Annotated in this window: 29 protein-coding genes and 1 pseudogene; 11 read left to right on the top strand and 19 right to left on the bottom strand. The window is 57.8% G+C overall.

What is annotated here, in order from left to right; all coding sequences use genetic code 11:
- The first annotated feature begins 53 nt into the window (after positions 1-53).
- From MUN79_RS27375 to MUN79_RS27360, 4 genes are all read left to right on the top strand, one after another.
- Positions 54-812: an endonuclease III domain-containing protein gene (locus MUN79_RS27375; RefSeq protein WP_244675625.1), complete on the top strand. Its 759-nt coding sequence runs from the start codon at positions 54-56 to the stop codon at positions 810-812.
- Between the two features lie 65 nt (positions 813-877).
- Positions 878-1,861 carry a radical SAM protein gene (locus MUN79_RS27370; protein ID WP_244675624.1) on the top strand — a complete coding sequence of 328 codons (984 nt, stop codon included), beginning with the start codon at positions 878-880 and terminating at the stop codon, positions 1,859-1,861.
- A 105-nt stretch (positions 1,862-1,966) separates the two neighbouring features.
- Complete coding sequence (locus tag MUN79_RS27365) at positions 1,967-2,485, top strand: gamma carbonic anhydrase family protein (protein WP_244675623.1); 519 nt, start codon at positions 1,967-1,969, stop codon at positions 2,483-2,485.
- A 98-nt stretch (positions 2,486-2,583) separates the two neighbouring features.
- Positions 2,584-2,922: a hypothetical protein gene (locus tag MUN79_RS27360; protein ID WP_244675622.1), complete on the top strand. Its 339-nt coding sequence runs from the start codon at positions 2,584-2,586 to the stop codon at positions 2,920-2,922.
- An 89-nt stretch (positions 2,923-3,011) separates the two neighbouring features.
- Here the strand turns inward: MUN79_RS27360 and MUN79_RS27355 are convergent, their stop codons facing one another.
- Positions 3,012-3,812 (bottom strand): hemolysin family protein, encoded by an 801-nt coding sequence (locus tag MUN79_RS27355; RefSeq protein ID WP_244675621.1) that lies wholly within the window; start codon positions 3,810-3,812, stop codon positions 3,012-3,014.
- Between the two features lie 70 nt (positions 3,813-3,882).
- Positions 3,883-4,341 carry a CNNM domain-containing protein gene (locus MUN79_RS27350; RefSeq protein WP_244675620.1) on the bottom strand — a complete coding sequence of 153 codons (459 nt, stop codon included), beginning with the start codon at positions 4,339-4,341 and terminating at the stop codon, positions 3,883-3,885.
- A gap of 227 nt (positions 4,342-4,568) precedes the next feature.
- Here MUN79_RS27350 and MUN79_RS27345 point away from each other — a divergent pair, with 227 nt between their 5' ends.
- The 3 genes from MUN79_RS27345 to MUN79_RS27335 all read left to right on the top strand — a co-directional run bounded on the left by MUN79_RS27345 (position 4,569) and on the right by MUN79_RS27335 (position 9,171).
- Entirely contained in the window at positions 4,569-6,782 is a 2,214-nt protein-coding gene (locus MUN79_RS27345; RefSeq protein WP_244675619.1) for a protein-disulfide reductase DsbD family protein, read from the top strand.
- A gap of 705 nt (positions 6,783-7,487) precedes the next feature.
- Positions 7,488-7,952, top strand: a complete 465-nt coding sequence (locus MUN79_RS27340; RefSeq protein WP_100337573.1) for an Lrp/AsnC ligand binding domain-containing protein — start codon at positions 7,488-7,490, stop codon at positions 7,950-7,952.
- Positions 7,953-8,211: 259 nt separating this feature from the next.
- Positions 8,212-9,171: an energy transducer TonB gene (locus MUN79_RS27335; protein WP_244675618.1), complete on the top strand. Its 960-nt coding sequence runs from the start codon at positions 8,212-8,214 to the stop codon at positions 9,169-9,171.
- An 80-nt stretch (positions 9,172-9,251) separates the two neighbouring features.
- On the opposite strand, the gene trxA is transcribed toward MUN79_RS27335, so the two are convergent.
- From trxA to MUN79_RS27310, 5 genes are all read right to left on the bottom strand, one after another.
- Complete coding sequence (trxA, locus tag MUN79_RS27330) at positions 9,252-9,581, bottom strand: thioredoxin (RefSeq protein ID WP_135464677.1); 330 nt, start codon at positions 9,579-9,581, stop codon at positions 9,252-9,254.
- 192 nt (positions 9,582-9,773) lie between these two features.
- Positions 9,774-10,160 (bottom strand): hypothetical protein, encoded by a 387-nt coding sequence (locus MUN79_RS27325; RefSeq protein ID WP_244675617.1) that lies wholly within the window; start codon positions 10,158-10,160, stop codon positions 9,774-9,776.
- Positions 10,161-10,229: 69 nt separating this feature from the next.
- Positions 10,230-10,664, bottom strand: coding sequence for a DUF1731 domain-containing protein (locus MUN79_RS27320; RefSeq protein ID WP_244675616.1), 435 nt, complete (start codon positions 10,662-10,664; stop codon positions 10,230-10,232).
- A 59-nt stretch (positions 10,665-10,723) separates the two neighbouring features.
- A complete protein-coding gene (locus MUN79_RS27315; RefSeq protein WP_244675615.1) occupies positions 10,724-11,146 on the bottom strand; it encodes an NAD-dependent epimerase/dehydratase family protein in 423 nt (140 codons plus the stop codon).
- 115 nt (positions 11,147-11,261) lie between these two features.
- Positions 11,262-11,786, bottom strand: a complete 525-nt coding sequence (locus MUN79_RS27310) for a GbsR/MarR family transcriptional regulator (RefSeq protein ID WP_244675614.1) — start codon at positions 11,784-11,786, stop codon at positions 11,262-11,264.
- 342 nt (positions 11,787-12,128) lie between these two features.
- On the opposite strand from MUN79_RS27310, the gene MUN79_RS27305 reads away from it, so the two are divergent.
- The gene (locus MUN79_RS27305; RefSeq protein ID WP_311136802.1) at positions 12,129-12,575 is read left to right on the top strand and encodes a YsnF/AvaK domain-containing protein; all 447 of its coding nucleotides are present in this window, start codon (positions 12,129-12,131) and stop codon (positions 12,573-12,575) included.
- A 47-nt stretch (positions 12,576-12,622) separates the two neighbouring features.
- A complete protein-coding gene (locus MUN79_RS27300; protein ID WP_244675612.1) occupies positions 12,623-13,492 on the top strand; it encodes a YsnF/AvaK domain-containing protein in 870 nt (289 codons plus the stop codon).
- Positions 13,493-13,561: 69 nt separating this feature from the next.
- Here the strand turns inward: MUN79_RS27300 and MUN79_RS27295 are convergent, their stop codons facing one another.
- The 6 genes and pseudogenes from MUN79_RS27295 to MUN79_RS32310 all read right to left on the bottom strand — a co-directional run bounded on the left by MUN79_RS27295 (position 13,562) and on the right by MUN79_RS32310 (position 18,855).
- The gene (locus MUN79_RS27295) at positions 13,562-13,882 is read right to left on the bottom strand and encodes a hypothetical protein (protein ID WP_244675611.1); all 321 of its coding nucleotides are present in this window, start codon (positions 13,880-13,882) and stop codon (positions 13,562-13,564) included.
- Between the two features lie 133 nt (positions 13,883-14,015).
- Complete coding sequence (locus MUN79_RS27290) at positions 14,016-15,017, bottom strand: hypothetical protein (protein ID WP_244675610.1); 1,002 nt, start codon at positions 15,015-15,017, stop codon at positions 14,016-14,018.
- 125 nt (positions 15,018-15,142) lie between these two features.
- Entirely contained in the window at positions 15,143-15,919 is a 777-nt protein-coding gene (locus tag MUN79_RS32325; protein ID WP_262922955.1) for a DNA polymerase III subunit alpha, read from the bottom strand.
- Positions 15,920-15,930: 11 nt separating this feature from the next.
- On the bottom strand, positions 15,931-17,022 hold the full coding sequence (gene dnaE / locus MUN79_RS32320; RefSeq protein ID WP_262923087.1) for a DNA polymerase III subunit alpha: 1,092 nt from the start codon (positions 17,020-17,022) through the stop codon (positions 15,931-15,933).
- A pseudogene (locus tag MUN79_RS32315) lies at positions 17,014-17,189 on the bottom strand (hypothetical protein); the annotation flags it as partial. The gene dnaE and the pseudogene MUN79_RS32315, both read right to left, overlap by 9 nt.
- A 79-nt stretch (positions 17,190-17,268) precedes the next feature.
- Positions 17,269-18,855, bottom strand: a complete 1,587-nt coding sequence (locus MUN79_RS32310; RefSeq protein WP_262922954.1) for a PHP domain-containing protein — start codon at positions 18,853-18,855, stop codon at positions 17,269-17,271.
- A 635-nt stretch (positions 18,856-19,490) separates the two neighbouring features.
- Here MUN79_RS32310 and MUN79_RS27280 point away from each other — a divergent pair.
- Entirely contained in the window at positions 19,491-19,991 is a 501-nt protein-coding gene (locus tag MUN79_RS27280; RefSeq protein WP_244675609.1) for a fatty acid desaturase, read from the top strand.
- A complete protein-coding gene (locus MUN79_RS27275; protein WP_311136801.1) occupies positions 19,991-20,479 on the top strand; it encodes a fatty acid desaturase in 489 nt (162 codons plus the stop codon). The genes MUN79_RS27280 and MUN79_RS27275 overlap by 1 nt, the downstream gene beginning before the upstream one ends.
- 84 nt (positions 20,480-20,563) lie before the next feature.
- Here MUN79_RS27275 and MUN79_RS27270 read toward each other — a convergent pair whose 3' ends face one another.
- The 6 genes from MUN79_RS27270 to MUN79_RS27245 all read right to left on the bottom strand — a co-directional run bounded on the left by MUN79_RS27270 (position 20,564) and on the right by MUN79_RS27245 (position 23,392).
- Positions 20,564-20,710, bottom strand: coding sequence for a LysM peptidoglycan-binding domain-containing protein (locus MUN79_RS27270; RefSeq protein ID WP_244675608.1), 147 nt, complete (start codon positions 20,708-20,710; stop codon positions 20,564-20,566).
- Positions 20,711-20,808: 98 nt separating this feature from the next.
- Entirely contained in the window at positions 20,809-21,363 is a 555-nt protein-coding gene (locus MUN79_RS27265; RefSeq protein WP_244675607.1) for a hypothetical protein, read from the bottom strand.
- A gap of 101 nt (positions 21,364-21,464) precedes the next feature.
- Entirely contained in the window at positions 21,465-21,728 is a 264-nt protein-coding gene (locus tag MUN79_RS27260) for a LysM peptidoglycan-binding domain-containing protein (protein ID WP_244675606.1), read from the bottom strand.
- Between the two features lie 14 nt (positions 21,729-21,742).
- On the bottom strand, positions 21,743-21,910 hold the full coding sequence (locus MUN79_RS27255; protein WP_244675605.1) for a LysM peptidoglycan-binding domain-containing protein: 168 nt from the start codon (positions 21,908-21,910) through the stop codon (positions 21,743-21,745).
- Positions 21,911-22,088: 178 nt separating this feature from the next.
- Positions 22,089-23,090, bottom strand: a complete 1,002-nt coding sequence (locus MUN79_RS27250; RefSeq protein WP_244675604.1) for a LysM peptidoglycan-binding domain-containing protein — start codon at positions 23,088-23,090, stop codon at positions 22,089-22,091.
- Positions 23,054-23,392: a transglycosylase SLT domain-containing protein gene (locus tag MUN79_RS27245; protein WP_244675603.1), complete on the bottom strand. Its 339-nt coding sequence runs from the start codon at positions 23,390-23,392 to the stop codon at positions 23,054-23,056. The genes MUN79_RS27250 and MUN79_RS27245 overlap by 37 nt, the downstream gene beginning before the upstream one ends.
- Between the last annotated feature and the right edge of the window lie 338 nt (positions 23,393-23,730).

The raw sequence follows: 23,730 nt of genomic DNA, 5'->3' as shown, positions 1-23,730 counted from the left end.
TAAATGCACCCACGTCAGGCAACCCGTGCCGAGCCCGGACGGTACAACTGTGCATGACTGATGCCTATTCGCTGCCTGCGGCCGACAAGACCTGGCAGAACCACGTGATTCTGAACGATTTTTTTGGCCCCCTGGACCCCAAGCCGCGCCGTACGCCCATGCGGGAGCTGATCAGCACCCTGTTGTCGCACCGCACCACCCACCACGACGAGGAACTGGCCTACGACCGGATGCTGGAGGCTTTCGGAGATTGGGAAGGCGTGTTAGCCGCGCCTACCGCCGACCTGGCCCACGCCATCCGGACCACCCGCTGGCCCGATACGCAGGCACCCCGCATCCAGGAGATTCTGCGCCGGATCAAGGCCGAGCAGGGCAGCTTTACGCTCGACTTTCTGGCGGACTGGCCCGCGGAAAAAGGGCTGGAATGGCTAACCGATATGCCGGGTATCGGGCTGAAGACGGCATCCCTGGTACTGCTCTTTAACTACCAGAAGCCGGTGCTGCCCGTCGATACCCACGTACACCGGGTAGCCCAGCGCGTGGGCATGATAGGGCCAAAAGTATCTGTCGAGAAGGCGCATCAGCTGCTGCTGGCTCAGCTGCCGAAGGATGCGCTGGTACTGCTCAACTTTCACAAGCACAACTACTGGCATGGGCAGCATATCTGCTTTTTCACTAAGCCCGACTGTCCTAATTGTCCCTTAAAAGGGTTCTGCAACTATTACCTGGAGCACTACGGACCGGCTACGCCCGAGGCTTTGGCGGCTACTCCCAAACATTGGGACGTGGGCCGCGGTATTCTGCAGCACTAAGATGGTTGGGCAGCGCTGGGTGCTCCAAGCTTTGCCCACCAACTCCTGCTTACCTTTGGGCCACTATGCGGATTGTTCGTCACCCGGTGCTTTGCAATTATTACGTCACGTACCGGTGCAATGCACGGTGCTCATTTTGTGATATCTGGGAGAAACCCTCGCCCTATATCCAACTGGCCGACGTGGAGCAGAACCTGCGGGACCTGAAGCGTCTGGGCGTGAGCGTGGTCGACTTTACGGGCGGGGAGCCGCTGCTACACCGTCAGATCCACGAGTTTGTGGGCCTGGCCCACGACATGGGCTTTATTACGACGCTAACCACCAATTGCCTGCTGTACCCAAAGTACGCCGAAAAGCTGCGGGGCAAGGTGGATATGCTGCATTTCTCCTTGGACGCTTCCGAGAAGGAAGTGCACGACAAAGGCCGCGGCGTGGCCTGCTACGACTTCGTGCTGGAAAGCATCCGGGTGGCCAAAGAGTTGGGGGAGCGGCCCGATATTCTCTTTACCGTGTTCCGGGAGAATCTGCACGACCTAGAAGCCGTGTACCGCGACATTGCTCAGCCCAATGGCCTGATGCTGATAATCAACCCGGCCTTTGAATACAACAGCGTGGAAACCGGGGAGCAGCTAACCACAGCGGAGCTGGATTATCTGTCGGCCTTCGGTAAAAAGCGGGGCGTATATTTGAATGAAGCCTTTATTCAATTGCGCAAAGACGGGGGCAACCACGTCGCCGCTCCGGTGTGCAAGGCTGCTAGCACCACGCTGGTCATCTCGCCTAGCAACGAGCTGGTGGTGCCCTGTTACCACTTAGGGGAGCAGAAATTTCCCATTCAGGGCCAACTTTACGAGTTGTATCAGTCGCCGGAAGTAGGGCGGATGGTGGCCCTGGAGGGGCGGCTGCCCCAGTGTGAGGGCTGCACTATCAACTGCTACATGCAGCCCAGCTTCGCGGTGGAAATCAACAAGTATTTCTGGCAAGCCTTGCCCAGCACGCTGAAATACAACGTGCAGAAAGGTACCTGGCGGCGGATGCTGGCCCGGTAGAGGTGAAGTAGAGGACTAGTGAGTTGGTGAGTTTTTCGTTCTTGCAGCCCTGTTTGTTCTGTTAGAACATCAACTCACGATTTCGCCAGCTCACCACTTCATCCTATGCCCGCTCTGATTCTGCCCGTGCACGGCATTTTGCCAACCTGGGGCGCCAACTGCTTCGTGGCCGACAACGCCACTATTATCGGCGACGTGATCTTAGGCGCTGATTGCACCGTGTGGTTTAACGCCGTTATCCGCGGCGACGTGAACAGCATCCGCATTGGCGACAAAACCAATATTCAGGATGGGGCCGTGCTGCACTGCACCTACCAGAAGGCTGCTACCACCGTCGGGTCCCGGGTCAGCATCGGCCACAAAGCCATTGTGCATGGCTGCACCATTGAGGATGATGTGCTGATCGGGATGGGCGCCATTGTGATGGACCAGGCTGTGGTGGGGCAGGGGTGCATTATTGCTGCCGGGGCCGTGGTTCTGGAAAATACGCAGTGTGAGCCGGGCTACTTGTACGCCGGAATACCAGCCCGCAAGATCAAGCCCGTAACGGAAGAGCAGCGGGCCAACCTAAGCCGCACCGCCGACAACTATGTGCTGTACGCCAGCTGGCTCAAGCCCGAGTAGCGGAGCAGCTTCGGATTAGTTGTGAGGGCCGCAAATTATGCTGTTATTGATTTCCATATTCTGGGCATACTGTTCAGGACCCATTCAACACATTCTTTGTGAAAAAGCCTTACTCTCTTTTCCTCGGCGGCCTGATGGCCGTTACCACCTTTACTTCCCAGGCCCAATCCGTAGCTCATCCGTCAGCACCAACTGAGCTGGTAGCTTCTGCTACGTCTACAGCTAGCACGGCTCATCCTACTCCTGAGCCCGTAACGGCGCCAGCCCGGCAGGCGGCGGCCGTCCTGGCAGTGGCTCCCGAGCAGCGCCAGGCCGAGCAGCAGGCCACGAAGCAGCCCGAGGCACCAACTAAGCCCACCAAAGTCTCCAAGGGCGTCTGGATTGCCATTGGCGTCGGAGTGCTGCTGGCAGTTTTGCGGATTGTAGCGGCGAGCTAGACTATTGTACAAGCTAGATACAAGCATAAAAAAAGCCCGTTCTTGACTAAGAACGGGCTTTTCTGTAGTAAACGGCGACTTGCGCCGACTTACATATCCAAACCTTCGCCGGGTTCCAGTTCGCGCTCCTCATCGGCTGTAACCCGAAGCTGTACCAACTCCACGGCCCGGCGGGAGCGTTGCAATACCCGAAACTCGTAGTTGTCGAGCACGGCCACGTCGCCTACTTCCGGAATATTGCCATAGATGACGTTGAGCAGGCCACCTACGGTTTCGTAGTCGTCGCCCTCGGGCAAGGGGTAGGGCAGGTACTCGTTGGCGTCGGAAATCGGGGTAGAGGTATTGACGCGGTAGTCGGTTTCCGAAATCTTCTCGACAACCGGTACCTCGTTGTCATACTCATCCTGGATTTCGCCCACCAGCTCCTCCATAATATCCTCGATGGTCACAATGCCCGAGACCCCGCCGAACTCATCCGAGACGATGGCCATGTGGGTGTGCTTGCGCTGAAACTGGCGCAGCAGCCGGTTGATTTTCTTGGTCTCCGGGACGAAGTAGGCCGGGCGCATGATTTTGGACAGCACAATCGGCTCGTGGCGACGCACAATCGGCAGCAGGTCCTTCACGTAGAGCACGCCCACGATGTTGTCGATATTGTCTTCGAACACCGGAATGCGGGAGTAGCCTTCGTTGTAGACGATTTCCAGGATGTTGTCCTGGGGCGTAGCCACGTCGATGGCCGAAAGCTTTGTGCGGGGCACCATGATCTGCTTTACCATCCGGTCGTTGAACTGGAACACGTTCTCGATCAGCTCGTGCTCCGACTCCTGGATTTCGCCGCTTTGCTTGCTTTGATCCAGCAGCAGGCGCAGCTCTTCCGAGGTGTGCACCTCGGTGCCATGCGTGGCGCTACCCCAAACAAGCCGGCTACGATATTCGACAGCCGGTCGAGCACCCAGATCAGGGGAAGGTGACAAACGCAAAGGCCCGCAAGGGGATGGCAATGGCCATGGAAGTCGTTTCGGGCTTCTGAATTGCCAGAACCTTGGGTGCCTGTTCGCCGAGCACGATGTGCAGCACGGTAATCAGGGTAAACGACGTGAACAGGGCAATTTTGTGAACGGCCGCGTCAGAAACGGTAATGTTGAGCTGGTGAATAATCGCCATGACGACCTCCGCTACTACGCTTTCCCCGATCCAGCCCAGCGCCAGCGAAGCCAGGGTAATGCCCAGCTGGGTGGCGGATAAGTAGTAGTTCAGGTCGTGCAGCATGCTCTCGACCAGCTTGGCCAAGCGGTTTCCTCCCTGCGCTTTTATCTCAATCTGTGACAGGCGGACCTTAACGAAGGCAAACTCAGCGGCTACGAAAAAGCCGTTTATCAGCACCAACAAAAACGTCAGTAGTATTTTTAATCCCATATGTGCGGGAGCAAGACTCGACCGGCCTGGCTTCCTTTGTAATGCAAAAGTACGAGATTCTACCCAAGCGGTTCCGGCTCAGTTGCTATCTGCTGCCGGTTGACCACCGCTGCGGGCGGGGCTGGCAGGGCCAAGCGGGGCTGGGGTGCAGCCTTAATAATAAGATTGTGACACTTCCTGCCGTACTTTGTTTGTTTCCAACGCTGTCGTTGTTCTAACTCCGCTTCATGCTTTTTAGTAAAAAAATACTGCTATCCCTGTGGTTCCTGCTGCTGCTAATTGGTCAGGCTGCCGCCCAGGTGCTCACGCCCGCCAAGCTCAGCGTTGCCACCAGCCAGTCCACGGCCAAGGCGGGGGAGGAGGTCGACCTCATTGTCAATGCCCGCATTGATAACACCTGGCACCTCTACGCCACCGACTTCGACCCCGACCTGGGGCCTACCGTTTTTGCCTTCACCTTTGCCAAAAGCCCCGCCTACGAGCTGGTGGGGAAGCCCAAGTCGGTAGGCGCCAAAAAGAAGTTTGACGACGTGTTTAAAGGCGACGTCACGTACTTCGAGAGAACCGGGCAGATCCGGCAGCGCATCCGCGTGCTACAGCCCGGCCCGCTGACCGTCAAGGCGGACGTCGAATACCAGAGCTGCACCGACGTAGACGGCCGCTGCATTCCCGGCAACGAAACCCTAAGCTTCGGGCCCATCGAGGTGAGTGGGACGGCCGTTGCGGCCGAAACGCCAGCTGCTACCGCGCCGCCGGCTGCGGCTGCTTCCTCGGCCGCTACTCCTGCTACGGCATCAGGCGCCACTGCTGCTACCCCGGCTCCACTTCCCGATACGGCTGCAGTAGCTACGGCCCCGGCTTCAGCCACAACCGAAGCGCCGACGGCTGTGGCTCCTGCTGCAACACCGGAAATAGCCACCGGAGCCGCTGCGGTGGCCGCCACGACTTCCAATCAGCCCGCTGGTACCGGCATGAGCTTGTGGAAATACCTGCTGCTGGCCTTCGGTGCCGGCCTGGTAGCAGTACTCATGCCCTGCGTGTATCCCATGCTGCCCATGACGGTTTCGTACTTTACCAACAAGAGCAGCCGGGGCGAGGCCATCAGCAAGGCCTTGGTTTACGGTTTGTCTATCATCAGCATCTATACCGGCGTGGGCGTGGTAGTGAGCCTGCTCTTTGGGGCCGATGCCGCCAACGTTATCAGCTCCCACTGGCTGCCCAACCTGTTGTCCTTCGTTATTTTCCTGCTGTTTGGCATGTCGTTTCTGGGCATGTTCGAAATCAATGCGCCCAGCAGCTTGGTCAATAAAGTAGACGCTAAAGCTGATAAGGGCGGCTGGTCGGGCCTGTTTTTCATGGCGGCCACGCTGGTGCTCGTATCATTTTCCTGCACCGTACCTATTGTCGGCTCAGTGGCCATTGCGGCGGCTAACGGCGAGTTGCTGCGGCCCACGCTGGGCATGCTGGCCTTTTCTACGGCGTTTGCCCTGCCCTTCGTGCTGTTTGCCCTGTTTCCTACCTGGCTGAAGTCCATGCCCCGTTCGGGCGGCTGGCTCAACACGCTGAAAGTGGTGCTCGGTTTTGTGGAGCTGGCCATGGCCTTTAAGTTTCTGAGCTCGGCCGACCTGTCGTACCACTGGGGCCTGTTGCCGCGGCCGGTTTTTCTGGCTATCTGGATTGTGCTGGCGGGTTTGCTGGGCCTGTACCTGCTGGGCAAAATTCGCCTGCCCCACGACAGCGACAATCCGCGCGTGAGTGTGCCTCACCTGCTGTTAGGCGCCGTGGCGTTGTCGTTTATGCTCTACATGGTGCCCGGCTTGTTTGGCGCGCCGCTCAATGCTCTCTCAGCTTTGGCTCCGCCGCCTGCCCGCCAGGATTTCGCCTGGCTTAGCTCGGGCCAAGCTCCGGTGCAAGCCGCCGCCAACACGCTTTGTACTACCCCACGCTATGCTGATGCCTTGGAGCTGCCGCACAATTTGTCGGGCTACTTTACTTTGCAGGAAGCGCTAGAATGTGCCCGGCAGAAGAACAAACCCATCTTCGTGGACTTCACCGGTCACAACTGCGGCAACTGCCGGGTAATGGAAGCAGGCGTGTGGAGCGACCCGCGTGTGCTGCAGCGCCTGCGCGACGACTACATCATCGTGGCCTTGTATGCTGATGATAAAACTGAGCTGCCCGCCGACCAGTGGTACACCTCCAAGCGCGACCAACGCGTGAAAAAGACCCTGGGCGAGCAAAACCTGGATTTCCAGATCAGCCGCTTCAACATGAACGCCCAGCCGTACTACACTTTGCTCAGCCCCAGCAGCACTCTGGAAAATCCGGTAGTTCTGACCTCAGCGGTGACGTATGAGTCGGATGTGAACAAGTTTATTGCGTTCCTGGACGCGGGCAAGGCCCAGCACCAGCGGCAAAGCGCTGCCGTGGCACGCCAGTAAAATAAGGTCCTGATACCGTTTATTTTCCTCGCAAGGAAAAGCCGAAGTGGTATTGAGTAAGTCTACTCTTATTCAATGCTACTTCGGCTTTTGCGCATTTTATCATTTAAGCTAAGCAACCTTTTGCCTGATTTTGTACTCCCTTATTGTCAATGGGCATTATATCCGGTTGTGCAACTGTTTTTCCCCGAATGACTACTGCTATACCCGTTCCGAACTATCACTTGGTTAGGCTTGGCCTTTTATATGCCAACTTTCAACTTCTTCTGTTTTTTGATTTCCTTTGCACCCAGTTGGGTTTCAGAAGCAGAGAATTGACAGCTTCTACCGCAGATTATTACTACAAAAAAAGGCTGCACCCACCCAGATGCAGCCTCTTGAAGAACGTACCCACCCAGATACGTCCTGGTTTTTCCCTCCTCACATTGTCCAACTGATCAGCTGTAGAAGAAGGGTTCGAACCTCCACGGTGTAGTTAGCCGGCCGCCGGACCAGTTTCTCCCAATTCACCACCCCGAGAGAGGAGGGCATGTCTGCCAGTTTCATCATTCTACAAGATGGTCCAGCACCGTTTGCGTTGGATTGTAACAAATTTAGTATTTCAATTGAATACATAAAATAATTGCAGACATATGGCATAAACTTTACATAATTTTTAGTATCACTGACGAAGATTTGCAAATTAGGCAATCAACCCGCTGAAAAATGGCCCGCAATTACGAACTTGACGACACCGACCGCAAAATATTGGCCCTTCTGATCGAGGATGCCAAGATTCCTTACACCGAAATTGCTCGTAAGGTGCACGTTTCAGGGGGCACCGTGCACGTCCGAATGGCGCGTTTAGAGGAATTAGGCATTGTGAAGGGGGCTACCCTCAAAATTGATTACCAAAAGCTAGGCTATGGCGTAAGCGCATTCCTGGGAATTTATCTGCTGAAAAGCTCGGTGTATGCCAGCGTGGTAGAGCAACTTCGGGAAATTCCCGAAGTCGTGAGCATTCATTTTACCACCGGCGCTTACGGCGTATTTGCCCGCCTGGTATGCCGCGACACCCAGCACCTGCGCGACGTACTGCACGACCGGGTGCAGCTTATCGAAGGAATTGAGCGTACCGAAACGCTTATTTCGCTGGAAGAAACCATGAATCGGGCAATTCAGCTGCAGTAAGTACGTATTTCTAACAGCGTTTTTACAAGGGCCAGCTTCCTGCTTAACGGCGAGGGAGCTGGCCCTTCTGTGTCTATAGCGGCATCGAAGTCAGTTTTTTGATTGTGCACTATTCCTGGAAACCAGATCTGTAAATTTCGAGTACCCGAGTATAGTGAACTAGCCGTGAATACCGTAGATTTAAAGTCTGGTTTACCGCTACTTGGCTAGAACCAAGTAAGTAAGTATCTTTCGTTAGCTGATTACTGTCTGCAAATCCATGAAAGCGCTACTCATTGCATTTTTGGCGACGGCAGCCTTTTTGCCCACGGCCCGCGCGCAGAGCCTGCCTGCCGTTTATTTAAATGCCCGCGACGAGGAAACCGTACCGGATAGCGCCACCCACTACCGCGTTGTGGACCGTAAGAAAGGGGAGGGCGGCTACGCCATGCGTGACTATGCCCTCAACGGTACGCTGCTGCTACGGGGTACTCTTACGGGCCTCGAGCCGGCCGTGCGCAATGGCTTGTTTACCTGGTATCATCCGAATGGTAACAAGGCCGGGCAAGTGCACTACCACAACGACGAGGCCGACGGCGTGTACGTGTCGTGGTATGAGGATGGCAAGGTGAGTCAGCGCGGGGAGTACACCGACGGGATGCGTACGGGCAAGTGGATTAGTGTGCACCGCAACGGGCAAAAACGCTCTGAGGGTACGTACGTGGCCAGCCGCCCGCACGGCGAGTGGCGCTACTACTACGATACGGGCCAGCTTAGCGCCGTGGAGCGGCTCGAAAACGGCCGGAGTACTAATCTGAAGTTCTTTAATCTGGAAGGGGAGCTGTATGCCGGAGTGCCACGCCGCCGGCAGTCAGCCGAGTTTCCGGGCGGGCAGGCAGCTCTGATGCAGTATTTGGCCCGCAATACCATTTACTCCAAAGCGGCCCGTCGTAAGAATATCACCGGCAAAGTATACGTCTCGTACACGGTGGGCGAAGACGGGCGGGTAAGTCAGGTACGGGTGGTGCGCGGCCTGGCGCCCGAAGTAGATATCGAAGCCCGCCGGGTGGTGGCCGCCCTGCCGGCCTTCAAACCCGGACGAGAATACAACGTACCCACCGCCATGACTTATACCTTGCCCATCATGTTTGCGCCCAACTTCAAGCTGTTTGGCGGCGTGAAAGCTACCCAGACACCTCCCTCCGAAGCCCGGGCCGGCAACCCCGACGAGAGCTACTAATCCTGCTTCCCAGCCGCAAAAAAGCCCTGCCGTTCCGGAGAACAGCAGGGCTTTTACTATGTAGTGGGCCGCTAAACGAGTTAGGCGGTTACCTGGGCATCCAATTTCTGGGCCAGCACGTGCTTGGGCACGGCGCCTACTTGCTTGTCCACGATCTGACCGTTTTTGAACACGAGCAGCGTCGGAATGCTGCGAATGCCAAACTTGGCCGAGGTCTGGGGGTTGGAGTCTACGTCGACCTTGCCAATCACGGCCCGGCCTTCATATTCACCGGCCAGCTCTTCAACTACCGGGCCGACCATGCGGCACGGACCGCACCACTCGGCCCAGAAATCCACGAGCACGGGTTTGTCGGAGTTGATAATCTGGTCGAAGTTAGCATCGGTAATCTCGATGGCTTTATGTCCCATGACAATAGGGGGTTTGTGGTGACAATGAAAATGCTCCTTACGAAACTTGGGGCTGCAAGGTAGCAGATTGGGAGTTCAACAAGTCCCGCGCCGGAAAGTTTCACCGGCCAGCTTGTCATATTTCCCTCACCGGGCGGAAAGCTTCGCCTCTGCCGGTAGCTCACGGCCAAGCCAAGTAGGAGGGAAGAAGAGTTACGCTTTTTTATCGACCACAAACTGATAGGCGCGGGCATACTCCTGGGCGCGGTGGCGGAGCTTATAAAACACATACAGATTAAAGAAGTGCATGGCGCCTAGAATCAGGATGATGGTGCCAATCTTGATACTAAGCGTTTCGACGCTGGCCTGGTAGCTGCTGATTTCGTCAGTACTGCGGAGCGTCAGAGTGGCATACCCGATGTTGATGAGGTAAAAGCCCATGAGTAGAAGCTTGTTGACCGAATCAGCCAACTGCTCGTTGCCGTGGAAGATATCGACCAGAAACGTGCGGCCGTTCGTGAAAAGCGTGCGGGCTACCCATACCGTGAGCAGGACCGTGACGGGCAGATATACCCCGTAAACGAGCAAGTGGTAATTCATGACAGAGAGGAGTTAGAAGTGAAAAAAACAAACGAATAAGAAGCACAGAAGCTCAGCCGGTCGAAAAAGCTAGGGCAGCTGGGGTACCAGGTCGGCCAGGGCCAGGTCGCAGGTCGGAAACTGGAAGGCAAAGCCCGCCTGGGTTAGCCGCTGGGGCACGACTTTGCGGCTTTTCAGAATAAGCTCGGTCTCGGTTCTGAGCAGCAGGGCGCCAATTTCGAGCAGCCACCGGGGCTGGGGCAGGTGCAAGCGTGGCCGGTAGTAATGGTCGAGCAGGCCATTAAACTCCTGATTAATCAGGGGAGTAGGCGCACAGAAATTGAAGGTGCCATCCAGGTCGGGGCGGGACAGCAGAAACTCCACGGCGCGGCAAAAGTCCAGCACGTGGAGCCAACTTACCCACTGCCGGCCCGTGCCCTGCGGCGTGCCCAGGCCATACCGCGCCAGGCGCGCCACGACGGGCAAGGCGCCACCATCAGGACCCAGGACAATGGCTGTGCGCAAGGCCGCGCGGCGCGTGTGGGGAGTAGCAGCCTGCCAAAACTCCGCTTCCCACTGCTGAGCTACCGTTTCGGAGAAGTTGTGACCAATAACCCGGCCGCCTCTGTGTTGGCGGGCTCCTTGCCTTCGGTGTGGGTATAAATAGTGGCTGTCGATAAGTTGAGCCACACCGCCGGCGGATTCTGGCAAGCCCCAATGGCTTGGCCAATGACCCGGGTGCTTTCGGTGCGGCTGCGGGTAATGGCGTCCTTGTTGGCCGCGGTGTAGCGGCAGTCAACTGTGCGGCCCGCCAGATTAATTACTACTGCGGCTCCTTCCAGCTCCGCGGCCCAGGGCCCAAGCGTGCGCCCGTCCCACTGCACACCCCGCGCCTGCGGCTGGCGGCTAAGCACTACTACGGAGTAGCCCAGTTGGGTGAAATAGCGCGTCAGGTGTTGACCCAGGAACCCATTACCACCGGCGAGAATCATTTTAGGCCGTGTCATAAAGCTGTGTTGTTGGTAGGCTGAAGAAAGGCGGACAGACAGGAAAATAGAATGGATTATGACTTGTATGAAACTTTCAGTAAAATTTGAAAGAAATAAGTAAAAAAATAGGCCCTTATGGTTGGCTGGGGCGCATGAGCTTCATGAAGGTGCTGAGAAACCAGTTTTCATCGGCTTTAATCAAGGTAGCAGCGGCTCGGTCGGCAAACTCCGCAAAGTTGTGGATGCTGCCAATCATTTGGGTAAAGGCCTCGGTTTCTTCGGCTGTAGCAGTAGCGGAAGGCTCTACCTGACTGATTTCACTGAGCACACGCATGATGGGTTCCAACTCCCGGCGGCGGCGTTCTTTTAAGATAAGCGTGGCTACCCGGTGAATATCTTTCTCGGCCGAAAAGAACTCGCGCCGCTCGCCGGGCCGCAGTTCCTTGCGCACGATACCCCAGTCCATTAGGGCCCGCACGTTCATGTTCACGTTGCCCCGCGAAATCTGGAGCTGGTCCATAATGTCCTCGGTGCTCAAGGCTCCCAACGATACCAGCAGCAGGGCATGGACCTGGGCCATGGTGCGGCTCACGCCCCAGGCCGAGCCCAGTGTGCCCCAGCCTTCGATGAATCTGCGCTTAGCTTCGTCGAGTTGCATGGCTCAAATGTAGGAGTATCTATCAAACTTTCAATAAATATTGAAAATTAATTTTGCGGCTACTCTGCTATACTTTCCTTTGGATAGATAATAAAAAATCATGCTTTAATTCAAATCTATGCTAGCTGGTTTTGTCCAATTCATTCGATAAGCGTATGCAGAAGCTTAATATCGGCTACGGAAGCTAAAAGGCTGCTTATTAAAATATTAGTATGTAAAAATAGAGGTAATTATAGTGCTAAAAAGTAGCCAGAGTAAGGCGGCTTAGGGAACTCGACAGTAGGAACCATCGAAAAACGGGAGCGTAAGATTGGGCCATGGAACCCAACCGCCCATCCGCTAATTTTTCCGAAACGCCCCGGCAGGCCGCTGCCCCGGACAACCCTGGTAATACCGGTCATCGAAGAACAGGCCGTTATCAACCGGGAGGTGGTGGAAAGTGGTCGGGTACGCCTGTCCAAGACGGTTCACGAGCGGGAAGAAATGCTCGAAATTCCGCTGCAGCACGAGGAAGTGCTGGTAGAACGAGTACCCGTCAACCAGTTTGTGGCCGACGGAGCCCCTACGCCCGGCCTGCGCTACGACGGCGACACCACAATTATTCCGGTGCTGCGCGAAGTAGTAGTAACGCGCCTATTGGTGGTGGAGGAAATCCGGGTGACCAAGCGCACTCAGACTACCACGCTTACTCAGCCCATTATGCTGCGGCACGAGGAAATCCACGTTGCCCGCAATTCGGCCGACGGAGCCGGCCCGGCCGCAGCGCCAGGAACGGCGCCCATTCAGTAAAACAGAAAACACAACCTATTCATACCCCAACCCTAAATTCTTTCACAATGAACCAGACCGTAGTAGGATTCTTCGATAATATTCAAGCCGCTCAGCAGGCTTCGGCCCAACTTATTGCTGCCGGTTTTACTCAGGAAAATGTTGACATCTCCTCGGGCGGTGCCGCTACTGCCGGTGGCAGCACCAATAGCAGCAACTACCAGAACACCAGTGGCACAACCACCGAGGCCGTAGGCGACGCCGCCGGCCGTACCGGGGACAGTGTGAGCAACTTCTTCAGCAACCTGTTTGGTGGCGACGATACCGAAGATGCCCGCCGCTACTCGCACGTAGCCCGGCAGGGCCACTCTATTTTGACTGTACACTGCCAGTCGGCAGAGCACGCTCACCGGGCTGCCGAAATTCTGGATAATGCTGGCGCCGTTGACGTGGATGAGCGCGCGGCACAAACCGGCTATGCCGGAGCTAACAACCTGCAGGCTGGTGCCACTACGGGCCAAGAAGGTCTGTCGGCCCAGGTGATTGAAGAAAACCTGCAGGTAGGCAAGCGCGTGGAGCAAACCGGTGGCGCCCGTCTGCGGAGCCGCATCGTGGAGCGTCCGGTAGAAGCCAGCGTACGTCTGCGGGAAGAGCACGTAAGTGTGGAGCGTCATCCCGTAAACCGCCCCGCTACGGAAGCCGATTTCAATGCCTTTAAGGAAGGCGAAATTGAAATCACGGAAAGCGCCGAACGTGCTGTAGTAGGCAAAGAAGCCCGCGTAGTAGAAGAAGTAACCTTGGGCAAGGAAGTAACCGAGCGAGAGGAAACCATCCGTGACACGGTGCGCAAAACCGAAGTAGATGTAGAGCGCATCAACGACGCCACGACTCAGCGCAGCGGCTATACCACCGACGAGGAGCAGCGCCGTAACTCGTAGATAAGTGAACAATGAAATGAAAAAGGGAGCCAGATTCTGGCTCCCTTTTTTGGGTTTACAAATGGCTATTTACTTGGCCGCGGCAGCCCGTAGCTTATCTAACGCATCAAGATCTGCTTCGCCCTGCGCGGCGCTTACCCATTGCCAGAGTGGTTCCCCAGCCGTAGCGGGAATAGCCGATACTTTTAGGTAGTTCAGCTTGGCAGCATTCGGTACCAGCAGTTGGCAAGGGTTGGGCGTGGCTACGCCCAAACACAGCCGCAGCATCCGGGCATAATAGGGCCAGGGCAGCTCCAGGTATTCATTCGGCCGCAGCTTCCCGACCTCTCTGCCTTCCACAAACACGGGAATGGGCGCCGGGGAAGCATCATTCTGGCGGTACAGATACACATAGGCCGTATCGAGCCGGGTAGGGCGGGGCGTAGCGGATTGGGGAAAGGAGCCATTTGGCCCGTCCGCATATCGAGGGCATAAGGGGTTGGCTCGCCGGTATGGTTCTGGGCATATACGGTGCCTACTCCAGTTACCATTGACCGGACCTGGGCTTCCGATTTGGCGCGTATATACTCCGGGTCGAGCGGCTTTTCGCCCACAAACGTGAAGAAGTTGCCTTGGCGTACCAGAGGAAAATACCGCTTTTCGTGCTGAATGTAGAGCTGCTCTCCATCCGCAAAACCCAGGCGGGCTGGCGCATAGGCTGATTCTTGCCCTTGGCGTCTACAGTTACCGGCCGAAACCGGGCCACACCACGCCATAGCCGCCGGCCGTCGAGGCCTCGCAGCCGCAAGGGCACTGTGTCGGCGTGCACGGTCAGGGTGGTATCGGGACGGTTGGCCAAGAATTGCTCGAAGCTATAATACACGCCAGGCCGCGGCGCTTGTCGCAGAATGGCAGGTAAGGGTGTTTTCTTTCCGGCCGCAGTGAGCGTAACGGGAACATCAGTGGCGAGTTGTGAAAGCGCCCGGGCAGGCGATAAGTTGGTTTGGGCCCAGTCGGTGGCCGCTACCTGTCCCAGGCACTGCTGCAGCAGCAAGGCCAGGTGCATGGGATGCTGGGCGGTGGTTTCCAGGGCACGCTTGGCGGTGCGGGCCGCCACACTCCGAACAAAATGGTAGCCGTCGGGTCGGTGCTCGTACACATCGGCCGCCAGATCAGCACTGGCCTCTTCCGTTATTTTGCCCATCTGCTCATTGATCCGCAGCTCCCGCACGCAAAGCACCACGGCATGGTCGCCAGTGCGGGCGGGCAGCTGCTTGCGCAGAAAAGAGCTGAGCTCAGCTTCCAAGCCGTTGAGAAAGAGTACCGCTGCCTGCCGGTTATCAAGGCCGCGGTAAACCAACCCCACCGTCGGAGATTGGCCGGGCCGCCCATCCACGACTTGCTCCACGTGCAGCACCCGGTCGGGCAGTACAATTTGTTGCTGACCTAAATCAAGGTAGTAAGTCTGAGCCCGGGCCGGACCAGCCAGCAGACTACAGAGGGCCAGTAGAAAAAGGTAAAACTGAAAACGGGTAGATGTCGGCATAGGCTAAAAGATTGACAAATCCGGAATAAGCAAACGGGTAGTAAGATAAGCCGTACCCGTATACCGAAGCGGCTTGCAGAAGTGTGCTGCAAGCCGCTTTGCTATATGCTATATAAGTGCCGCGTTTAAATCAACTGGCAGGCTTCGATTTCCATGGCCCGCATCCGGCGAATGAATTCCTTGGGTTCGATGCGGTAGCGCCGCGAATAGGTGTCGACAGCAAGGTGCTCGTGGGGCTCGGCGAATTTGATTTCGAGCTTTTTCGAACCCGCGCAGCCTTCCACGGCTTCCATAAACCGGTCCATGAAAGGCTCGGTGATGGTGCGTAGGTCGAGCTGCACCCGCACACCGTTGGCGAGCTTTTCGGCCACGTTGAACAGGGGCTCCATGGTCAGAATCTTGAACTCGAACTGGTCGGAGTCGCGGAAGCGCTGGGCGTATTTGCCCCGAATGTACATGGGCGGTACCTGCTCCTTGTCGTAGTTGCGGGGGTTAATCAGGGCCGAGAAACGGCTGTAGTCGTCGCGGAACAAGGCCAGGTTCAACGACGACTCGTAGTCTTCCACGCTGAACGAGACGAAGGGCTGACCGGTCTTGGTGGTTTTGAACATGACGTTCGAAATCAGGCCGGCTACCGTCACCTCGCGGTTTTTATAGTTCTCCACCTTGTCCAGCCCGCAGGTGCAGTAGGAGTCGATTTCGAGCTTGAAGTCGTCGAGTGGGTGGCCCGAGAGGTAGAAGCCTACCACTTCCTTTTCACGGCGCAGCTGCTCAGTAGCGGGCCAGGGCTCCATGTCGGCCACCTTGGGCAGGGGCATGGCTACCGCGCCAAAAGCCCCGCCGCCAAACAGGCTTTGCTGGGCCGAATCCTGGTCGGCCTGGTACTGCTGGCCCATGCGCACGGCCTTGTCAATCAGGTTCTGGTCGCCGCTGGGGCTTCCACGAACTGCCGGCGGTGGTAGCGCTCAAACGAATCGAAAGCGCCCGACAAGGCCAGGCTTTCGAAGGTCTTCTTGTTGACGGCCCGCAGGTTGACGCGCTTGGAGAAGTCGAAGATATCGGTGAACGGGCCTTTCTTGCCGCGTTCCGCTACAATGTTCTCAATGGCGGCCTCACCGGCGCCCTTCACGGCGGCCATACCGAAGCGGATCTGGCCCTTTTCGTTTACGTTGAACTTGAGAATGGATTCGTTCACGTCGGGCCCAAGTACGGCCACACCCTGGCGGCGGGCTTCCTCGATAAAGAAGGTCACCTTCTTGATATCCGACATGTTGTTGGTCAGCACGGCGGCCATGTACTCGGCCGGGTAGTTGGCCTTGAGGTAGCCGGTCTGGTAGGCCACTACCGAGTAGGCAGCCGAGTGGGAGCGGTTGAAGCCGTAGGCCGCAAACTTCTCCATCACGTCGAACACCTCGTTGGCCTTCTTTTCCTTGATGCCGTGCAGCTCGGCCGCGCCCTTGCAGAACTTCTCCCGCTCCTGGGCCATCTTCTTCATGTCCTTCTTACCCATGGCCCGGCGCAGCAAGTCGGCACCACCCAGGGAGTAGCCGGCCAAGATCTGGGCGGCCTGCATAATCTGCTCCTGGTACACCATGATGCCCTGGGAGTAGTTCAGAATGGGCTCCAGCAGCTCGTGCGGGTATTCCACTTCCTCGCGGCCGTGCTTGCGGTTGATGAAGTTCGGAATGAACTGCATCGGGCCGGGCCGGTACAAGGCGTTCATGGCAATCAGGTCCTCAATGTTGGTCGGCTTGAGGTCCTTGAGGTACATGCGCATGCCCTCGGATTCAAACTGGAACGTGCCAATCGTGTCGCCGCGCTGGTAAAGCTCGTAGGTTTTGGGGTCGTCGAGCGGGATGTCGTCGATGTTGATATCGACGCCGTGGTTCTTCTTGATCAGCTCCAGGGCATCGACGATGATGGTCAAGGTTTTTAGGCCCAGAAAGTCCATCTTCAGCATCCCGGCACTCTCAATCACCTTGCCGTCGAACTGCGTGACGAGCAGGTCCGAGTCCTTGGAGGTCGAAACCGGAATGTACTTGGTAATGTCGTCGGGGCGATGATGACGCCGGCCGCGTGAATACCGGTGTTGCGCACCGAGCCTTCGAGCTTTTCAGCCAGGCGTAGGATGTGCCCGCGCAGGTTGTCGGCCGCGTCGTCGCGCCGGATCATGTCCAGCTCCTGGTTTTCAGCAAAGGCCCAGCCAGCGTGGTGCCGGGCTTTTCGGGCACCATCTTGGCCAGCTCGTTGGTCAGGGCAGGGGCAGCTCCATGGCCCGGGCCACGTCCTTGATACTGGACTTGGCGGCCATGGTACCGAAGGTGATAATCTGAGCCACCTGGGTTTTGCCGTACTTATCCACCACGTAGTCAATCACGCGCTGGCGGTTCACGTCGTCGAAGTCGATATCGATATCGGGCATGGACACGCGCTCCGGATTGAGGAAACGCTCGAACAGCAACGAGTACTTAATCGGGTCGATGTTGGTGATACCCACGCAGTAGGCCACCGCAGAACCGGCGGCCGAGCCCCGGCCCGGCCCTACGGCCACGCCCACGCTGCGGCCGTGGTTGATAAAGTCCTGGGTGATAAGGAAGTAGCCCGCAAAGCCCATCGTCTGGATAATGCGCAGCTCGTAGTCCAGGCGCTCCTCGATTTCGGGCGTGCGCTCGGAGTAGCGGGGCGGCTTGGTCATCGTCACGACGCCTTTGCCGGCACTTGGCCCGAAGGCCCCCACGTAGGTCAGCTCGCGCAGAAACTCGTCGGCGTTGGCGAAGGCCGCAGGAATGGGGAAGTTGGGCAGCAGAATGTCGCGCTGCAGCTTGGGCGGCGTGATTTTATCAACGATTTCGTTGGTGTTGTCCACGCTTTCCGGCACGTCGCTGAACAGCTGGTTCATCTGCTCCTGGCTCTTGAAAAAGAACTGGTCGTTGGGGAAACCGAAGCGGGAGCGGGGCTTGGGCATCTGAAATTCCTCGTCGATGCGCATAAGCTGGCGCCGCACGGAGTCGTCGGACGAGGCCAGGGGGCGCAGGTTGTCGAGGTGGTCGTAAAGCACCTTTTTCTCGCCCGAAATCAGGCGGAAGTACTTGGTCTGGAAGTCGCCGACCGGGATGCTGTACTCTTCCCCGGTATTCACGCACAGGAGCAGATCGTGGGGCGCAAAGTCCTCCTGATTGACGTAGTGCGAGTCGTTGGTGCAGATGACCTTAACGTTGTACTTCTTCGCCCAGCGCAGCAAAATCTGGTTCAGGTCTTCCTGGCTTTTGCCGGTGTTGTCGATGTTCTCGATGCCGTGGCGCTGGATTTCGATGTAGTAGTCGTCGCCGAATACGTCGAGCCACCACTTGAGCTGCTTCTCGGCTTCCTCCTCACTTTTCCAGAGCAAAGCCTGGGGGATTTCGGCGCCGATGCAGCAGGAAGTGGCAATCAAACCTTCGTGGTACTGCAGCAGCAGCTCCTTGTCGATACGTGGGTACTTGGAGTACACGCCCTCAATAAAGCTCATGGAGCAGAGCTTAGCCAGGTTCTGGTAGCCGGCCTGGTCCTTGGCCAGCAAGAGCTGGTGGTGACGCACGTCCCGCTCGCCTTTTTCCCGGCTGAAGCTTTTCTTGTGCCGGTCTTCCACCAGGTAAAACTCGCAGCCCACGATGGGCTTCACGTTGTACTTATTGGCTTCGGCCACGAAGTTGAAAGCCCCGAACATATTGCCGTGGTCGGTGAGGGCTACGGCGGGCATGCCGTCGGCCTGGGCCTTTTTCATCAGGGCTCCGATGCTGGCCTGGCCGTCGAGCAGGGAGTATTGGGTATGGCAGTGCAGGTGCGAGAATACGGGCATGGGCAAACAGGCCCCGGGCCATTAGGACCCGAAGCCGAAAGTAAAGTTACCGCCAAATGCGGGGTCAGGAAAGATTGCGCGGCAAGTGGTTTTTGCGTACTAACACCAAAAGGAGGGCCTTGGGTGCCGTCCTCGACAGCTGAAGCGCTCAGGTAGCAAAAAGGTGAATCGGGCAGCTTGGTTAACAGTTGACTGGGGCTGAAGTGTACTCAGAGTAGAAAACTTTCCTCTCCAAGCAGAAATAGTCTGCAACTGGCTTTTATGGCTCTGACCAACTGAAAGTCTCTTTCTGAGCAGATAGCCTCGTTTCGGCGTTGCAACTAAGCCAAGCAAACCATAGTCTACAAAAGCTCATCCGTAAGAATCTGGCTATCTTGCTCCAACTATTGGACTTATTCCGCGTCCCGGGCCGTTATAGTTCAGCCTTGCTATGCTAGCCCTCGGCTTCTTTATTCGATATGCTCTTTCGGCCGTTGCCCCCGGGGCGCGGCGCTTTCTTATTCCTCGGGTAGCTATTTATTGTTGTCGTCATCCCCGGTCGAGCGGTTCGGCCAGTATTTGCCCATGAAGTATTTGGTTGCCCTCACCGACCCGGTCTACGACCCGGCGGCCCCGTTTCCCGGCTGGATGCCTGGTTGCTGCAGTTTATTCAGGACAAGCGGGACCTGCCGTTTGTGTACCTCATCCTGGAAATATCGGTCACGCTGCTGCCTTTGGTGGCCCTGCTGTTTGTGCCCGGGTTGCCAGCGGGCTGGTGGTGGGCGGCGTTTGCCGTGTATATGGGTTTGACCACCTTTTACTTCAAAGGTCCGTTTGGGCTGATGCTGCATTGCACCAGTCACCGCATCCTGTTCAAGAAAAAGTACAGCCGGCTCAACCACTACATTCCCTGGGTTATCGGGCCGCTGTTTGGGCAAACCCCCGAAACCTACCTGACCCACCACCTCGGCATGCACCACCCCGAGAATAACCTGCCCGACGACGAAAGCTCCACCATGTACTACCAGCGCGACTCGGTAGCCAGCTTTGGCCGCTACCTGGTCGATTTTTTCCTGCTGGGCATTCCTAAACTGGTGCTGTATCTGGGGCGGACCAGCAAGCCCAAGCTGCGGTTTCGGCTGCTGCGCGGGAGGTAATCTACCTGCTGACTTGCCTGGGGCTGGCCTTCGTAAACCTGCCCGCCACGCTGGCCGTGCTGATTCTGCCCGTCATCGTGACCCGGGCCGTGATGATGCTCGGCAACTGGAGCCAGCACGCCTTTATTAACGCGGCCACGCCCGACAACTGCTACACCAACAGCGTGACCTGCATCAATACCAAGTACAACCACAAGTGCTGGAACGACGGTTACCACATTAGCCACCACCTCAAGCCCGCCCTGCACTGGACCGAACACCCGGCCCACTTCCGCAAAAACCTGGACCAGTACACACAGAATCAGGCGGTAGTGTTCGACGGAATTCACTTCCTGCACATTTTTGCCTACCTGATGACCCGCCGCTACGACTTGCTGGCCAAGAACTTCGTGAACCTGGGCGGGCAGTATCAGTCTGACGCCGAAGTAGTAGCCTTTCTGAAGTCGCGCACCCGGCGCATAGCCCGGCTGGCCCACAAGTGGCCGTAGCTGCGTAAAGCTGACCAGGGACTAACAACAAAAAAGGGACGCTGTAGCAGCGTCCCTTTTTTGTTGGGTTAAGCCAGGTTGGTCTTACTTGGCTGGGTTCAATACCAGCACTTCGCCAATCTTCACGGCCCCGGTTGGCTTGTTGTTCCATTCCTGCACCTGAGCCGGGGTTACGCCGTAGTGGCGGGAAATGCTGAACAACGTCTCGCCCTTCTGCACCGTGTGCCGCACCTGAGCTGCAGTAGCAGCACTGACCGGGGCCGGGGCCGGGGCCGCTGCTGTTGTGGCGGCCGGAGCTGCTTTAGCCGTTGCCGGTGCCGTAAGCGGGGCTACCTTAAAGCCCGTGGCTGGCTTGGCCGCTCCGGTTTTCGATGAAGCCAGGGAATTGGCAGCCGGAGCTGGTTTAGCAGACTTCGTCGGCTTAGAAGGCGCGGGGCTATGGTACCCATCGGCTCGGAAGCCGGGGCCGCGGCTACTACCGGAGCGGGCCGGGAAGCACCCACGAAGCCCGAGGCCCGCAGCCGCTCGGTGGCGGCTTTCAGGTCGGGGTTTTTGGCGGCGCGGGCGTCGAAGTTGCGAAACTGCGGGCTGCGCATCAGGGTCTGGAGTTCAATCTGCCAGGGCTGCTGGCGCAGGCGCTGGGCCAACACCTGCTGCTGCTCCCGGGGCAGGCTGGCCGTGTAGTGGCTCAGGCGCTGGTTGAGGGCCGGGATTTCCTGCAGAGCCGTTTCAATCAGGGTAACAGCCCGGGTGTCGCTGGGCTCAAAGTAAATTTCGCGTAGCTGCCGTACGCTGGCTTGCACCAGGCCCGACATCACCCGCACAGAATCTTCGGAAAGGGCGGCCGGAGCCGGGGCCGTGGGCTGCTGAGCCTGGGCCGCCAAGGGCCCGTAAGCAGGCCGCCAAACAGGAGTACTCGAAAGAAGGGACGCATTCGGAAAATCAGAGAATAAAAATCGGAAACCGTTCAAAGATACTGGATAAGCTACTTAGCAGCCTTAATAACGAGGACTTCTCCCAACTTCACGTTGGTATCGGCCTTGTTATTCCACTCCATTACCTGCTTGATGCTCACGCCGTAGCGCCGGGCAATGCCGTACATCGACTCGCCGGCTACCACCGTATGATTCACCGGCGCTGCCGAGGCTACCGTTCCGTCTGCCGGGCTAGCCTCGGAGCTGCCCGCAGCGGCTGTGGGCGCGGCTACCCGCAGCACCTGACCCAGGCGCAACGAAGGGCTGGCCGGCAAATTGTTCCAGGCAATCAGGTCCGCGGGCGCAGGCCGTACTTGCGGGCCACGGCGTAGAGCGTTTCGCCCTTCTGTACGGTATGCTGCCCACTGGCCGGCACCGGTTCTACTACAGTAGTCGTGGGAGCCGGGGAGGAAGCAGGGGCGGGGTGGGCCGCGGTGCTGGCGGGCGTAGTTGCCACCGGGGCAGGAGCAGCTACCGGGCCGTAGGGGCTTTGGGGGTTGCGGGCGGGGCAGTTTTTACGGGCTCAGCCGCTACAGCTTCTTCCTCGGGCTCATCGGCCACGGGAGTAGTTGTAGGCAGCGGCTTTTTGGGCTGCGCTGCCGCGGGAGCTTCTTTCGGTGCGGGGGTAGCCGGAGCTACCGTTGGCTTGGCCGCTGTAGCCTGGGCAGCTCGTTCAGATTCTCCATGTGGTCATCTGTTGCGCTATCGGCCTGAGTTACCAGGGTTTTGTCGGTGTTGGTCGTAGCTGAATCCGCGTCCTCGCCGTCTTCCAGAATCCGGTTGGCGGCGGCCGTTGTGCCCGTGTAAGGCTCGGCTTCGTCCTTTACTTTCTCTTTCTTCCGGACAGGCTTGGCCGAGGCGGTAGCGGGAGCGGCAGTTGACGAGGTCCGCTCGAAAGCGGCCAGGGCGGCCGCATCGTCGCTCTTGGCGTATTCAATGGCTACTTCCTTGGGCCGAGTGTGCTGCAGCCACAGAATGCGGCCGGGGCGCAGCTCCTCGTTGCGGGGCATGCGGTTTTTGCTCCAGATGGCCTTGGCGCGCACCCCGTACTTTTGCGACACGGTGGCTACACTTTCGCCGGGCTGGGCCACGTGGTACTCTACGGCAGCCTTGTCGCGCTTCTTCTGCACGAAGTAGGGCTGGCCCACTACGATGTTGTCGAAGGCAAACAGGTCGTTGTACTGCATGAACTTACGCATCTTCATGCCCGCCCGCTGCGCCAGACTTTCCTTGGTGTCGCCGGGCAGGGCAATGATGGCACGCAGCCCGTTCACCTGCACAAACTCGGCGTTTTCCGGGTCAGGCGCGGGCTCGTGCAGGAGTTGGCCGGCGGCGGCGGTTTTCTGCTGGGCCGCCATAGCCGTCAGCTGCAGCGGGTCCGTTACGGGCACCAGGATGGTATAGGCCTTGTCGAGCGGCACGGGGCCGTCGTTGAGCAGCCACCGGTTGTGCTTGGCCAGCTCCTGGGGGCTGGTTTGCAAGGAAGCCGCCAGGGCCGAGAGTTGCTGCCCAGCCGCGGCCGGAAACTCGGCCAGCAGCATCGGGGGCTTAGGATTTTGGCCGCAGGCGGGCTCGAAGGCAACTTTATGAGCCAGGAAGGTCAGGATATACGTATGGGTCTGCTCCGTAATTTCCATCTCGGTAGCCCCGGGTCGGTTGGCAGGGCGTAAGGCTTGGCGCCGGTCAGGCCCAGGTTGTAGCTGAGCAGGGTGTTAAGCCAGTTGTGAAACGTATTGTTGTTGCGCAGAAAGTACTTAGCCGCCGCCCGCGACGACACTACGATGTGCTTGCGCTCATCCACCACGTCGTTGACCAGCACGCCCAGCTCCGTAGCCGACTCCCGCTTGAACTGCCAGTAGCCCACCGCGTCGTGAATAGACTGGGCCTCGCCCTGCAGGCCGCTTTCCTGGAGCACCAGATAGCGAAAATCCAGGGGCACGCCCTCAGTTTGAAACACCCGGTCGATGAGGGGAAGTGGGCGTCGGCCAGGTTTACGCGGGCCTGAAACGAAGGCTGATAGCGCCGGATGGCATCTACTTTCTGTTGGACGGCGGCCCGGCCCCCATCGGTGAGACGCAGGTGCAGACCGGCAAAATACAGGTCCGAGGGAACCGTCACGCTCTGGGCTGCGGCCAGCAGGGGCAGCAGGCAGAGCAGCGTGAGTATAAGTCGTTTCATAGGAGGCACACACGGCCGTTCTGGCTTCAATCCTACTGAGGACCAGCGCCGACCGTGTACAAAGTAGGCGAAAAAACGGTGGATACGGCAGAAAATGGC

The sequence above is a fragment of the Hymenobacter cellulosilyticus genome, from assembly GCF_022919215.1.
Lineage (GTDB): Bacteria > Bacteroidota > Bacteroidia > Cytophagales > Hymenobacteraceae > Hymenobacter > Hymenobacter cellulosilyticus.
Note: the sequence above shows the minus strand (reverse complement) of the source record. Positions and strands in the feature narration are given on the sequence as shown.

Bases quoted from the DNA above. Each gene is read 5' to 3' on its own strand.
- MUN79_RS27375 (WP_244675625.1), top strand. From the start codon at position 54: ATGACTGATGCCTATTCGCTGCCTGCGGCCGACAAGACCTGGCAGAAC.
- MUN79_RS27370 (WP_244675624.1), top strand. From the start codon at position 878: ATGCGGATTGTTCGTCACCCGGTGCTTTGCAATTATTACGTCACGTAC.
- MUN79_RS27365 (WP_244675623.1), top strand. From the start codon at position 1,967: ATGCCCGCTCTGATTCTGCCCGTGCACGGCATTTTGCCAACCTGGGGC.
- MUN79_RS27350 (WP_244675620.1), bottom strand. From the start codon at position 4,341: ATGGGATTAAAAATACTACTGACGTTTTTGTTGGTGCTGATAAACGGC.
- MUN79_RS27345 (WP_244675619.1), top strand. From the start codon at position 4,569: ATGCTTTTTAGTAAAAAAATACTGCTATCCCTGTGGTTCCTGCTGCTG.
- MUN79_RS27340 (WP_100337573.1), top strand. From the start codon at position 7,488: ATGGCCCGCAATTACGAACTTGACGACACCGACCGCAAAATATTGGCC.
- MUN79_RS27335 (WP_244675618.1), top strand. From the start codon at position 8,212: ATGAAAGCGCTACTCATTGCATTTTTGGCGACGGCAGCCTTTTTGCCC.
- trxA (WP_135464677.1), bottom strand. From the start codon at position 9,581: ATGGGACATAAAGCCATCGAGATTACCGATGCTAACTTCGACCAGATT.
- MUN79_RS27325 (WP_244675617.1), bottom strand. From the start codon at position 10,160: ATGAATTACCACTTGCTCGTTTACGGGGTATATCTGCCCGTCACGGTC.
- MUN79_RS27315 (WP_244675615.1), bottom strand. From the start codon at position 11,146: ATGACACGGCCTAAAATGATTCTCGCCGGTGGTAATGGGTTCCTGGGT.
- MUN79_RS27310 (WP_244675614.1), bottom strand. From the start codon at position 11,786: ATGCAACTCGACGAAGCTAAGCGCAGATTCATCGAAGGCTGGGGCACA.
- MUN79_RS27300 (WP_244675612.1), top strand. From the start codon at position 12,623: ATGAACCAGACCGTAGTAGGATTCTTCGATAATATTCAAGCCGCTCAG.
- MUN79_RS27290 (WP_244675610.1), bottom strand. From the start codon at position 15,017: ATGCCGACATCTACCCGTTTTCAGTTTTACCTTTTTCTACTGGCCCTC.
- MUN79_RS32310 (WP_262922954.1), bottom strand. From the start codon at position 18,855: ATGCCCGTATTCTCGCACCTGCACTGCCATACCCAATACTCCCTGCTC.
- MUN79_RS27250 (WP_244675604.1), bottom strand. From the start codon at position 23,090: ATGGAAATTACGGAGCAGACCCATACGTATATCCTGACCTTCCTGGCT.